At 41.4% G+C, this 12,257-nt stretch carries 9 protein-coding genes; all 9 read right to left on the bottom strand.

What is annotated here, in order from left to right; all coding sequences use genetic code 11:
* Window positions 1-148: 148 nt before the first annotated feature.
* Window positions 149-943: a 30S ribosomal protein S2 gene (gene rpsB / locus ACMHKH_RS01485; RefSeq protein WP_413518913.1), complete on the bottom strand. Its 795-nt coding sequence runs from the start codon at window positions 941-943 to the stop codon at window positions 149-151.
* Window positions 944-1,294: 351 nt separating this feature from the next.
* Complete coding sequence (locus ACMHKH_RS01480) at window positions 1,295-1,744, bottom strand: chemotaxis protein CheX (protein WP_413518912.1); 450 nt, start codon at window positions 1,742-1,744, stop codon at window positions 1,295-1,297.
* A gap of 41 nt (window positions 1,745-1,785) precedes the next feature.
* On the bottom strand, window positions 1,786-2,235 hold the full coding sequence (locus ACMHKH_RS01475) for a chemotaxis protein CheX (RefSeq protein ID WP_413518911.1): 450 nt from the start codon (window positions 2,233-2,235) through the stop codon (window positions 1,786-1,788).
* Window positions 2,236-2,281: 46 nt separating this feature from the next.
* Complete coding sequence (locus tag ACMHKH_RS01470) at window positions 2,282-2,644, bottom strand: response regulator (RefSeq protein ID WP_011512755.1); 363 nt, start codon at window positions 2,642-2,644, stop codon at window positions 2,282-2,284.
* 20 nt (window positions 2,645-2,664) lie between these two features.
* Window positions 2,665-4,875, bottom strand: coding sequence for an ATP-binding protein (locus tag ACMHKH_RS01465; RefSeq protein WP_413518910.1), 2,211 nt, complete (start codon window positions 4,873-4,875; stop codon window positions 2,665-2,667).
* Window positions 4,876-4,887: 12 nt separating this feature from the next.
* The gene (locus ACMHKH_RS01460) at window positions 4,888-5,757 is read right to left on the bottom strand and encodes a transporter substrate-binding domain-containing protein (protein WP_413518909.1); all 870 of its coding nucleotides are present in this window, start codon (window positions 5,755-5,757) and stop codon (window positions 4,888-4,890) included.
* 365 nt (window positions 5,758-6,122) lie between these two features.
* Window positions 6,123-7,382 (bottom strand): multidrug effflux MFS transporter, encoded by a 1,260-nt coding sequence (locus ACMHKH_RS01455; RefSeq protein ID WP_413518908.1) that lies wholly within the window; start codon window positions 7,380-7,382, stop codon window positions 6,123-6,125.
* 192 nt (window positions 7,383-7,574) lie between these two features.
* Window positions 7,575-8,387 carry a crotonase/enoyl-CoA hydratase family protein gene (locus ACMHKH_RS01450; protein WP_413518907.1) on the bottom strand — a complete coding sequence of 271 codons (813 nt, stop codon included), beginning with the start codon at window positions 8,385-8,387 and terminating at the stop codon, window positions 7,575-7,577.
* 127 nt (window positions 8,388-8,514) lie between these two features.
* Window positions 8,515-12,063, bottom strand: coding sequence for an ATP-binding protein (locus ACMHKH_RS01445; RefSeq protein WP_413518906.1), 3,549 nt, complete (start codon window positions 12,061-12,063; stop codon window positions 8,515-8,517).
* Window positions 12,064-12,257: the final 194 nt, after the last annotated feature.

The following is a 12,257-nucleotide window of genomic DNA, read 5'->3' as shown; positions in this document are numbered from 1 at the left end:
TTTTGCTTAGTACTTTAACAATAAGGCATGACGAGTAACACTACATCATGCCTATTGTTTATATTTATGCTGTTAGTCATGTTATATGGCTGCTAATAGACAAACTATCAAGACAGCCTTACAACATTAAACCATATCTCTCAGCGATTTATTCTGCTGGAGTTTCCGCTTCTTCAGTTTGAGCATCAGCTGCTTCTTCAATAGCAGGTGCTTCTTGCTCAGCTTTACCACCAGCTTGAGTTTGTGCGTATTCTTTACCAGCGATGATTGCATCAGCCATAGAAGTTACGTACAAAGTCACAGCACGGATAGCATCATCGTTTGCTGGGATGATGTAATCAACGTTATCTGGGTTAGAGTTGGTATCAACGATACCAATAACTGGAATACCTAGATTTTTAGCTTCTTTGATAGCGATTGCTTCATGATCTACGTCTACAACGAAGATTGCGTCAGGTAGACCGCCCATGTCTTTAATACCGCCTAGTGAACGCTCAAGTTTTTCCATATCACGAGTACGCTCTAACGCTTCACGCTTAGTAAGCTTAGCGAAAGTACCGTCTTCAGCTTGTTTTTCTAGCTCTTTTAGACGATTGATTGACTGGCGTAGTGTTTTCCAGTTAGTCAACATACCACCTAACCAACGATGGTCAACATATGGCATGCCAGCACGTGCTGCTTGCTCAGCGATAACGCCGCTTGCTGCGCGTTTAGTACCAACAAATAATACTTTGTTTTTCTTAGCAGCTAAGCCGTTAACGTAAGTCAATGCTTCGTTAAACGCTTTTACAGTGTGCTCAAGGTTAATGATGTGAATCTTGTTACGGGCGCCAAAGATATATGGACCCATTTTTGGATTCCAAAAACGTGTTTGGTGACCAAAGTGAGCGCCGGCTTGTAATAGGTCGCGCATTTCGATTTTGGTTGGATTCTTTGTAGCCATGTTAAATGTCCTGTTGGTTGGGTTATGCCTCCACATCACAAAAACTGCCTATCTAGCGACACGCATTTGCTATGAGTTAGATGAAATAAAGCACCTAGCCGTGACGCAAATTAATCAAGTCGCCAAACACCCAGCAATTTTTTGCCATGATGTGTGTGTCATTGTTTGATGGGTTGATTGAAAAATTGAGCTAAGATTTGAATATACGAAATACTATATGATAAAAAATAGCTGGGCTGTATTTTATCATATAACGCTTAGTGACTGCTAGCGCTATATGGGCTTTAAGTGGATGATAATGCATAAAAAAACGACGTCTAAGCGTCGTTTTTTAATCAATTTAGAATAAGATTAAGCGATACTGATACCAATCACTGCTTTATAGCCTCGCCAAGTAAATGGCGTGACATAGCTTTGGCGGTCTTTTGGCAAATAAGGAATACTGGGTATACCCTCAATAATCTTGGGCGGTGAGATAATAAAATCAGCACCAAACTCGGTACGAGCATTACCAGAGATGGTATTTGCCATTTCACCAAGCAAATCCTTCATCATCGTTATGGAAGAATCGGGCTCTCCCATCGCTTTGATGACTTCTCGCAGCAGAGTGCTTGGAGCGCTGACATACACGCAGCCCTCAAGCGGTCCTGATATTTTAATCATGCCGCTATAATCATAACCGACTGCATTTTTATTACTATTCAAATAAGGCGTATCAAGCACCACAGGCTCATTATCAATCTGTGCGAAGAATGCACTGATTGAGCTTAAAAAGACGCCTAATTTCTCTACATTAACCATAATTCTTTATCATCCATATTTATCATCACGGGTTTGTGTATTTAATCTTGCAAACACACCACAATTTCCCCGACTTGAGCGCGCCAACTCACTGGAATGATAAAAGAACGTCCATTTTTTGGCAGAATAATACTTTGCGGTGAGCCTTTGCATACGAAAGGTACAGAAATGTGGAATTCTGGACCAAATTCATTACGAGCATTACCCGCAATCGTATTGGCAACCTCACCGACAAGATCTACCAGATTATCCTCACTTTTATCGGTCTCGCCCATACTATCTAAGATACTATGTAATAGCTCGCTGGTTGCAGAAAAATACACCACCCCTTTTTGTACCCCTGATATACCGATGACGCCAGTATAATCATGAACTTTAGGTTGTTGGTTTTCTAGCAAATAAGGCGTATCTACAATAAGCTCTTCATCACCAAACTGTTTAAAATAATTGGTAATAATACTCACAAAAATCTGTAACTTTTGCTCTTTCATAAGGTGTATTCTTTAATAAAATATTTACTTAAATTATTGGACAGTATTAGTCTTGTACCAACTCATACAAAGACTCTACCAGCTCTTCTTCTGAGAACGGTTTACACAAGAACCCACTCGCGCCTAATGACAATGCTTCAATACCAGTAGATTTATCAGACAAGGCTGATACCACTAAGATACGAACGTCAGGGTCGATAGCAATGATTTTTTCAATGCACTCAAGCCCGTCCATTTGTGGCATGGTTAAGTCCATAGTAACCACATCAGGACGATGAATATTGAATTTTTCTAGCGCTTGGACACCGCTGGTTGCCGTAGCAACCAACATAAACTGACCTGAGTCGTAAGCGCGCTGAATACGGTTTCGAATGATATTTGAGTCATCGACGATCATTAATTTATACATAGCTTGTTTATTGTCCTTAATTACGCGGCTGGCAAGGTAATGACGAAACGTGTCATTTTTCCAAGCTCAGTATTTACATTCAGCTTGCCGTTATGTTCTTTGACCAACGCCTTAATAACGTCTAGACCCACACCGCGCCCGCCATCTTCATCAGCATGCTCTTTGGTTGAAAAGCCAGAAGCAAACAAGGTCTTAAGCAAATCACCATGAGTCATTTGACTCGCTTCTTCTTGACCAAAACGACCATCGGCAATCAGCTTTTGACGAATGCCTTCGTAGTCAATACCTTGACCGTCATCTTGCAGAGCAATGATTAAGCTTTGATCGTCACGCTGCATTTCTAAATCGATACTACCGACCACAGATTTACCTGCTGACTGGCGCGCTTCAGGCGACTCGATACCATGTACCACAGCATTACGTAATAACTGAATGCTAATCTCTTTAATAGGCTGTTTGAGACGCTCAGGAATATTGATATTTGCTAAATTATGACCGTTAAGCTGTACTTGCTTACCTTGTCTGACCGCGATATCTTCAGCAAAATTTTGATAATAAGCCAAGTGCTCATCATCTGACTCATCATTTAAGTCAATCTCATTACCACCTTCAACGTTTATAGCTTTAAGAGCCATATTAGCTACTTGTGCTTGTGGCGCAGTCTTTATTGGTGCCACAGGTTTTGCATCACTATTTAAATTGCTATTTGAATTGTTAGCAGCGTTTGGCGTTGCTTGATTAATACGCTTACCTAAAGTTTCAATGGTATTCGATAAGCTGAGCAAGTCATCCAAATGTACCGCTAACTGTAAGAAGTTATTGCCCGATAATTTGCCTTGGTTTTGTAGCGCATCAAGCTTGTCTTCAGCGTCTGATGCAATCTTAGTAAAGCTATGCAATTTAAGTGCCGATGCCTCACCTTTTAGGCTATGCATTTCACGATAGATAGCATTTAGCTTACCTTCTAGCTCAAATTGCGAGCTACCAGGATTTTTCAAAATATTATTCATCTTCTCAATATGAGTTTTGGTATTGCTAATAAACTCGTTAATTATTTTTGGATTAACATTTAAGATGGTCGTCAGCATCTCAATCTGCATATCGTTTTGCGAGCGTTCTTTCTCTAAGCGCTGCTCTAAATAAACGGCATCTGAGACATCATTGACGTTGACCAAAATACGCGCAATGTCTTTATCTTCATAAACGCGTGAAAACTTAAAGTCTAAGAAACGACTGGTAGTACTGTCTTCTCCAGACGTATTGTGTAGCATGACTTTATGGAGTGGATTTAGAGAATCAACCAACTTTTCTTTGACGCGTGGGTTGTATAATTGCTCAATAAACTGGCGAGTAGTTTTCAAATCTTTATCTGAAATACGACCACGCAATACATCAGCAAAGTTCTCTCCTGACAATCTATCCGAACCGATAATGCCATTTAGAGCGCGAGAATGCTGCTGACCAATATTCAAATCTTTATCTAACAAGAACAGACCCGTATTAACCGTTTCCATGATTTCTTGTGTTTCGCGGCGCGCAGATAATGCTTCAGCATCAGTGTCACGCAGACGACGTACAAAGAAGAATACGAAAATTAGGAAGTAAGCAAAAATAGCGGCAACACCCAATACCTGAATGAGTCGGATAGTACTTGCTTGGCGTTCAGCGTTAATAAACACTTCATCGGTGAGCTGATCTAACGAATCGTTAATTAGTAGACTCGAGGTTTTTGCCTGTTCAACCGCTTGAATCAATTCATCAGATGAATCGACCATGATGTTGTCAGCGTCTTTAAGGTAAGTCTGAATCTTAGGCTCTAAAAGTAACCACTGCTCATTCGCCGCAGCAACTTTGGTTTGAGAGTTATTATTAATCTTCGGTAAGTCATAGCTTTTACCATCGACATCGGTAATTTCACCACCCTGTTCAATGGCAGTGATAGAGCTAGTAATAAGCGCTGTATTTTGCTCCAAACGTTCTAATACTCGTTGTATATGCGGCGAGTTGGTGTCTTCACCGTAGCTACTATCTAAGTCAAATAAATCCTTGATAACCGCTTGCGCACTATTAGCAACTTGGTTTGTTTTATCAATTAAGATCGTATTTCTTTCAAGTAAGCTTGAGGTATAAAAAGTAAAAGCTAGCAAAGCGCCAATCAAAGATAAAAACAGTGCAATCGAAATAATCAGACTGTGATAGCGCTTATTATCGACATTATGTGTGGTTGCCATCTTTATAGTCCCTTAGCTCGATTGCTGATTATTTGAAGTACTTTTAGTCGCAGGCTCAGTTGCACCTAGCCATTTTTGTTCAATCTCTTTAAATGTGCCTTTTGCTTTTAGCTTGGTAATGCCTTCATTTACAGTTTTGATCAGCTTGGTATTTTCTTTTGCCATTAACACTACTTGCTGTGCTGAAGGCGCATCTGCTGCTTCATAAGGTATAATCTTAACTTTATGTTCTGGATAACCTTTTATAATGTATTGCAAAACTGGCATATCATATAAGAACACATCAGTCTTACCTTGAACTAAGTCTTGATAAGCCAAAAATGCAGTAGATCTTGAAACCAGTTCAACTAAGCTACCCATCTCTTTTAGAGTGTCCTCTTCTTTAGAACCCTCTAAAGTACCTGCTTTTAGACCTTTAATATCGTTTAAATCTTTGATATCAAACTTTCCTTCCAAGTACATAATGGTAGCTGGATTAAAAAAGTACGGCGTTGATAGACCATATCTAACTGCTCGATCATCTTTATAAGAAATGCCTGATATAGCTAGATCACGTTTGCCCGATTCCACGCTATCGAACATGTCCTGCCACGACTCTTTATAGAATTCGACTTTAAAGCCTTGCTCTTCCCCAATGGCTCTAATCGAATCGACATCAGTGCCTTGCATGTTGCCATAATCGTCCTGAAATGAGAAAGGTGGTAAATCACCCGTCATTGCCACCTTTAATGTCGGTGCTGTATCAGGAAGTTTACTTACAAAATTGTCTTTATTTTCTGTTGTTGTACCAATTGCATTAGTGTTGTCTTGAGTAGATGAGTTACCACACCCAAACAACCCTACACTTAATATAATCGGTAACACTCGATATAATTGCTTCATTTATTATCCTTAAGCCTCAATTTTATTCAAAAAATCAGTTATAAAAACAATTCTGTAAATTTAAGTAAGATCGCAACAACACTTAATTACAGAAAATTACGTTAGATAATAAGCGAGCAACTCGACTAATGCAATCACTTTGTTTTGCTATACCATACAATTGTTTATAAGTAAGCATAAATATGTTTGTATTATAAAGATAAGGTTAAGTTAATTATTGAGAAACCTAACAGTAGCAGGTCTTGTACTAAAAATAATCTGAATTTTCCATATATAAAATAGGGCATAAAAAAAGCATTCAGACACTTAACGCGTACTGAATGCTTTTTTATAATGAATAACAATGAATTGAAGCTACCAGCTAATTAATCGGCATTATCTAGGTTTAAATTACGATCTATTTGCCAAATCAAATAGCAGCCAAGGCTCATCAGTGCAAACATCGCGATACCAATTTTCAATACTGGATTGACAGGAAATAAGTTTAATAATAGACCACCAAAGATACCCACTGAGAACATAAGTGAACCTTGTAACGCACTTGCCATACCGGCGCGGTGCTTTTGAAAAGCCAAAGCAATTGCTGAAGAGTTTGGCTGCGTCAAACCTAAACCAGCAATACAAAAGAAAATACAGGCTAAAACTAATAGCAACCAAGCATCGGTGCCAAACAAAATACCGAGGGTAAATAGTGCTCCGGCTGAAATAACTTGCATCATAGCACCAAAACGTAAAATACTTAAAATACGAAAACGGTTGGTTAGCCATTGGTTAAGCTGTGTCAATCCCACAAAGCCTGCCGCGTTCATCCCAAATAGCCAGCCAAAATGAGTGGCTGACATGCCATAGGTATCCATGATGAGCTCAGACGCCGAGCTAATATAGACAAACATTGCACCCATTAATAATCCGCCACCAATCGCTGGATAATTAAAGGTAGGATCTTTGAGCAACTCCCAGTATTGACTGAGTATCTCTTTAGCTGGACGCACATTACGGTTTTCTTCGCTAAGCGTCTCAAAAAAGAAAAATTTGGTGAGTAATAAATTGAGCATACCAAATGCCGCCAAAAACCAAAATATAGAGTGCCAACTAAAGAACTGTAAGAATACGGCGCCAAGTGACGGCGCTAATATTGGTGCCAAGCCCATTACCAATATCATGATAGAAAACGCTTTAGCAGTTTGTTTAGCGGTTAGGCGGTCACGAATCGCCGCACGGGTCACGACTGCGCCCACGCAAGCGCCAAGTGCTTGCAAAGTACGACCGGCGAACAGCACATATTCATTGTTGGTGGTCGCACATATAATAGAAGCAATCACATACAAGACCATACCTATATATAAAGGTTTGACGCGACCAACGCGGTCACTAAAGGGTCCATAAAATAACTGCCCAAATACCAATCCGATAAAGTAAGCAGGGACAGAGTTTGCCATAAAGGCTGTCGAGACACCAAAGTCATCCGCCATTGATGGTAATGCTGGCAGATACATATCAATGGATAAAGGCCCTACCGCAACGATAAGACCAAGCATCATAATCCAGGCGACAGGTAAATCAGCAGAGCGTACGCGGTCAGCAGCAACCGGCTTATTAGGAAAGGGAGATTTTGGGGCAGACATAGTTAAACCATTTGATCTAGTGATTGTTATTTTATTTTTATTGACGCACCGCTACGCAAGCAGACAGTCTTATATCGTACTGTCTGCCTAGATTTCAATAGATGTATCACTTTAATAAAACAAATTTTTTATCACTAAATCAATGATGCAACATAGCGCTGAGCTATCTAAAGGCTAAAATATTAGACTATCTTAACGGAATTGGCGTTTGCCAAATACCGTACTCGCTTGCTTGGCTTTTCTAAGGGCCAGTTTACGATTGCGCCCAAACATCATCTTTAATTGCCAGACTTTTTCTATATATAAAGTCAGCGCAGATTGCTCAAACATCGCATTGATAACACGCTTGCTTGCTAACACCGCATCTGGTGAACGTTGAGCAAATTCAGCAGCAAGTTGCTGCGCTTGCTCTAGTGGCGTCTCACTACAATGACTGACCAAACCTAAATCTTTACCCTGCTCGGCATCAATAATACGTGCGCTCATGGCAAGCTCTTTTAGAATATCAGCACGTACCACGCCAAAGCCAGATTGCGTCAAGCCCATGTCTGGCACCAAGCCCCATTTGGCTTCCATGATGGCCAACTGACACTCAGGATGGCTGATACGAATATCGCATGCCAGCGCTAGCTGTAAACCTGCGCCGATACAATATCCTTCAAGCACGGCAATAACAGGCACAGGTAATTCACGCCAAACAAGGCAAACGCGTTGAAACGAGCTCTGCCATGGTTTTATCAGCTCCCATAGAGCAAAGGCTTGGTTTTTTGGGTGATTTAAATCCCCTAGATCAATGCCTGCGCAAAAGGTGCCTTCAGCACCATTTAAAATTACTACCCGTATAGTTTTGTCTTTACTAATACGAGCAGCAACCGCTAGCAACTCTTCGACCACCTTAAAACTCATGGCATTCTTTTTTTCTGGGCGATTTATGGTTACAGTCAATATATTGTCAGTGCTACTGACTTGTAGTGTTTCATACTGGTAGGTGGCGATAGCGTGCATAATCATCCTTAATAATTGAAATAATAGCAGGTATATAGACTGATATTAACAGCCTTACTTCCACGCTACCTTATCAATATCTGACTGCTACGCTCCCTTTACCCTCTAATAATATGCAATCGTCTATTTAAATCATCTTCCAGTTCATATCATGCTCGCTTAATCGGTGATAGTTTAACTGCGTATAAGCCGATAAATCATGCGTTTGTAAGTTGTTTAAAGCCGTTAACAGCGCCTCGTAATAAGGCTCTAACATTACAAACTGTGCAGGCGTTGTATGTTGGATATTTAACAGGCACTTATCCTCTAAATCTTGACTGGCTTGGCGTAATTGAGGCACACCAGTATAACGACTACCACCTAATATACGGTGGGCAATCTGCGCCAGCATACTACGATCTCGCGCCTCCCATGCTTGGGTCAATGCCTGTTTTTCATCATTGATAGTATCAAGCATCATAATGATTAGTTTGGCAGCAAGATCTGGTTTATTGGCTGAGCGCGTCAGTGCATCTTGCCAATCTAAAATCTCCAAGCTATTAAACACAGAGGCGTTTACGTTATTATCTTGTGCCGAATAAGAGTTTTGTACCGAGCTTTCATCTACTGAAACTTCATCTTTATGGTCACTGAGCGTCTGCACAGGATAGGTGTCAAATACCGTTTGCTGTTGCTCTTGAAAGCGCAGATTTTCATAACGTGGCTGCGTTTCGCGTAGGGTTTCACGCCGATAATCTTCACGCGGCTGGCTATCACGCAAGTAATCATCACGTATTTTCTTTAGCGATAAAGGGCGCCGCACTCTTTTCTCATTGCTCATCTTAGCAGGTTTATGACTCTTAACCTGCTCTCTTCGAACTATTTGATAAGTAGGCGGTACAGCATTAGTAGGCGCAGATGACGAAGGTTGTAGCAGCGTATTTGATACTGAATCATTTTGAGAATTACTAGTTTGAGAGTCGATGATTTGTGGTCTTGATGCTTGCAAGTCGCTTGCTATACCAAGACTTTGTGTCTGCTCTGCATTATCTGCGGTTAATGGTGATGAAGAAGTACTGCGCCCTAGCCATTTCTGCAATACTTGTAGCAGCTGCGGCTGACTAATAGGCTTGCCAACATAGTCGTTGATACCACTAGCAATCAACTTGTCGCGCTCATCTGCCAGTCCATGTGCGGTGAGCGCAATAATGGGGATATGACTGTCTGCTGCTTCAATCTTACGAATTTGCCGTGCGGCTTCATGCCCTGACATACGTGGCATTTGGATATCCATAAAGATAAGGTCAATGCTGTCTTTATGCTGCGTATTACCCTTTTCTTCTATCGTAGCGTTTTCGATATGAAGCGCGTTGGCAGCTAGGGCTGGTTTACTGAGGTTATCGCGCGTGACTGCTTTTGAGATTTGAGTTTTTTTCGACAGACTCTGTTTTTCAGTTTTGACAGGTTTAATATTTTTCGCTTGTTGCTTACTAATCATCTCTATCGCATCAAAACCATTACTGGCGGTAATAACATGAATACCAAGCTCGCTCAGCAGTGCATCCAGTACCAGTAAATTTGGCAGATGGTCATCAACGGCTAATACAGTGACGCCCTTCCAACGTGGTTGCTGAATACCCGTAGGAGTCGCCCGCTTTTGCGTATCTAGCATCGCATAGAGCTGCCTTTTATCTAATGGTTCATATAAGATATTGGCATGGTAGCGATTGAGCAGTGCTTGGTCGGCGGCAACTTGATAACCAAATACCGCAAGCTTACCTTGATAATGCAGACGGATTTGCTTAAGCAGCGCCATCATATCGTCTTGGGTATCATCATCAACGATGACCCAATCCCAATAGTTACCGCGCTCTTTTAACGATTCGAGCAAGCCAGGTAACGAGTTGGCTTGGGTCAGTTTGATAGGTAGATGTTGCAAGCTAGCCTTTAGGACTTGTATAGATGCAGTATGGTTAATCCAAATAAGAACATTAAACTCATCGGTCGCACTTGCCAATGGCGCTAATACTGGCAATTCAATGGTCTGCCCTGTTGCTGCTTCTAATACATCGACATGTGCTGGCATCCGGAACCAAAATGTTGCGCCTTGATTTGAGATGTTCTCTTGCATATTGTCATAAAAACCAATATCACCGCCCATCAATCGCGTCAATTGCTTGGAGATGACCAAGCCCAATCCTGTGCCACCATATTGGCGCGTGATAGAAGGATCGCCTTGGCTAAAGCTTTGGAAGAGCATTTTTTGATCAGACAGCGAGATACCTTTACCACTATCTTGCACGCTAATCATCAAATAATTGTCTTGATAATCATCTAAACTAACGCGCACGACGACATCGCCGCTATCGGTAAACTTAATCGCATTACCAACGATATTGGTCAATACTTGCTTAAGGCGCAGGGCATCGCCATTGATACGCATCGGTACATCATTATAAAAGAGTACCGCCATGCGCAGACCTTTTTCTGCGGACACTGGCGACAGCATATCGACCACATCATAAATGGTGTCATAAAGGTCGAACTCATGACGATCAAGCACCAACTTGCCCGCTTCGATTTTTGAAAAATCAAGTACATCATTAACCAATGCTAATAAATGCGCGGACGATTTGCGGATGGTCTGTACATATAGGTCTTGTTCAGGATTGAGCTCACCATGACGCGCGAGCAAATTAATAAAGCCATCGATACTGTTGAGCGGCGTGCGTAGCTCATGGCTTATGTTGGCTAAAAATGCCGATTTAGATTGGCTGGTTGAGATTGCCGCATCACGCGCATTACGAATCGAGATATTCTGCATCTCCATCTCATCAAATGCTAGGCGCAAGTCATCCTCAGTTTGCTCTGCATGGTCTGTCAGCTCTTGAAAGCTGACATATAAACGGCGTAACGTTCTGACCAAATCTTGCTGTAGTAAATTTAGCTCACCGTTTGATTCAACGGGAATCGGCTGATAAAGGTTATCAACGTGAGTACGCTGTAATTGCAGACGCAGCTCATAAATAGGTGCTATCCAACGCTTTGAATAGATATTCAAACTTAATAGCAAGATTAAAAGGGTAAACAAACCCGTAATTACCAGCGCCATAGCGATACGGTAGCGCGCGATATACAGCGGCTCATTGTCCATATCAATCAACAACCATAGCTGCTGACCGTCAAACTCACCCAATATACTACCGTAAGCTGTTCCGATGGGCGTTGGCTGTTGCGCCAAAAAATTTGCCGACGGATTTATGGCAGGCCACGCCTCATTTGTACCATAGCCTACTGTCGCGAGTACCTCGTTAGCTTGATTGACAATAGCAATACGCTGGACATGTTGCTCCGCCCGCATACGCCCAAGTTTATCTTGAATACTCTCGAGCGTCTCCATTGCCACTTTTGATACTTTATCAGTGGTATTACCAGTCGCATTTTTATTATTGTTTTCTGACGTCTGTGTCTTGGCATCATTGTGCTCTAATAGCTCAGGAACAATCTCTGTAATCGTTGGCGCATAGCGGATAAGCACTGCCTCAGCCAACACTGCCTGCTCTGAGTTACTGGCACGCATGGTTTCATGAAACACCAAAATACCACCTACTGCCGCCAATAAGCAGATGGGCAAAAACACCAGTATCACCAGCTGACCATAAGCGCTACTGGTATCGAAACGTTTTTTATAAGCCATACTAGATATATTCTCCACTGCTGTTTTTGCGACAGATATTTTACACTGCTTTTATCAATTATTTATTTATCGTTGACCAATGACTACATATAGCTTTCGATTATCTTAACAGGATTCCATCAGTGGCGGTTAGACAATCCTCATTGAAGCTCTCTCCCTAAGGCACTGCTAAAACAAGATGATATAATGGTGCA

It is taken from the genome of Psychrobacter glacincola (genome assembly GCF_965118485.1).
Taxonomy (GTDB): Bacteria; Pseudomonadota; Gammaproteobacteria; order Pseudomonadales; family Moraxellaceae; genus Psychrobacter; species Psychrobacter glacincola_D.
The sequence above is the reverse complement of the archived record's forward strand: the minus strand, read 5'-3'. Positions and strand labels throughout refer to the sequence as shown.